Source organism: Moraxella equi, from assembly GCF_002027555.1.
Classification (GTDB): Bacteria; Pseudomonadota; Gammaproteobacteria; order Pseudomonadales; family Moraxellaceae; genus Moraxella; species Moraxella equi.
In genome coordinates this window covers 1-777 of record NZ_MXAP01000189.1, presented here as the reverse complement: position 1 = coordinate 777, position 777 = coordinate 1, and the positions used below count along the sequence as shown (strand labels likewise).

The window sequence follows — 777 nt, the reverse complement described above, 5'->3', positions numbered from 1 at the left end:
GGTGCGTTTTGTCATGTTATCGTCTTTTAAATTGGATTTAATGGATAATTAAAGAGCATTTATTCGGTGGTTAAAAAATGCAGGTTTAGCGTGCATTTATCGTCATCTTCTTCATCTTCGGGCTTATATTGCTTGATAAAATTGATGTTGGTAATATTTGGTCTGGCAAAGATGACTTGATATTTCTTACCTTTGGGGTGGGTTAGGGTCATCGTAAGCTCTGGTATGTCCGCCCATGCTTGCAAAGTCGCCAAATCCGCCCTTGATGTGCGGGTGTGCGTGCCGTCTAGGGTAATCGGTCTACCTGCTTTTTTAGTGCCTTGCTGTATGTCCACCGCCCCCGTGAGTGTATAGACAGGGTCGGACTGAGCAAGGGCTTGCCAGTCAAACTCATCTACCCAAATAAATTGGGCGTGCAGGTCTAGGGTGTTGGTTTTATTGCTTAATTGCCACATAGATTGTCCTTTTTTATCATTATGCCAAAGGTAAGACAAAAACATCAGAGGAACGAGTTCAGGGGAGTTAATAGGCTTGTCGCTTGGACGCGTCCATCAGCTCTTTGGCAAATTCTTGCTTTGCCTCAATTTTGGCTTGCTCTCTAACCGCTTCGAGGCGTGCATTCCAGCTATTTGCCACATCGGTGGCACTGATGGCGGTGGCATTGGTCGCAGGGGCTGTGCTGTTGGCTTGCCATGTTGTCATGGCTTGCTCGCTCATCTTTTGGGTGCTTTGGCGATTTTGCTCATCATTGATTTGCTTTTGCAAAGATAGGGCTTT

The 777-nt window shown here is 45.8% G+C and carries 2 protein-coding genes; both read right to left on the bottom strand.

Annotated features, from left to right (window positions below; translation table 11 throughout):
- Nucleotides 1–59: 59 nt before the first annotated feature.
- Entirely contained in the window at nt 60–455 is a 396-nt protein-coding gene (locus tag B5J93_RS13125; RefSeq protein WP_079326767.1) for a hypothetical protein, read from the bottom strand.
- Between the two features lie 67 nt (nt 456–522).
- Nucleotides 523–777 (bottom strand): hypothetical protein (locus tag B5J93_RS13650; protein ID WP_158080757.1); only part of this gene is annotated, 255 nt, incomplete at its 5' end.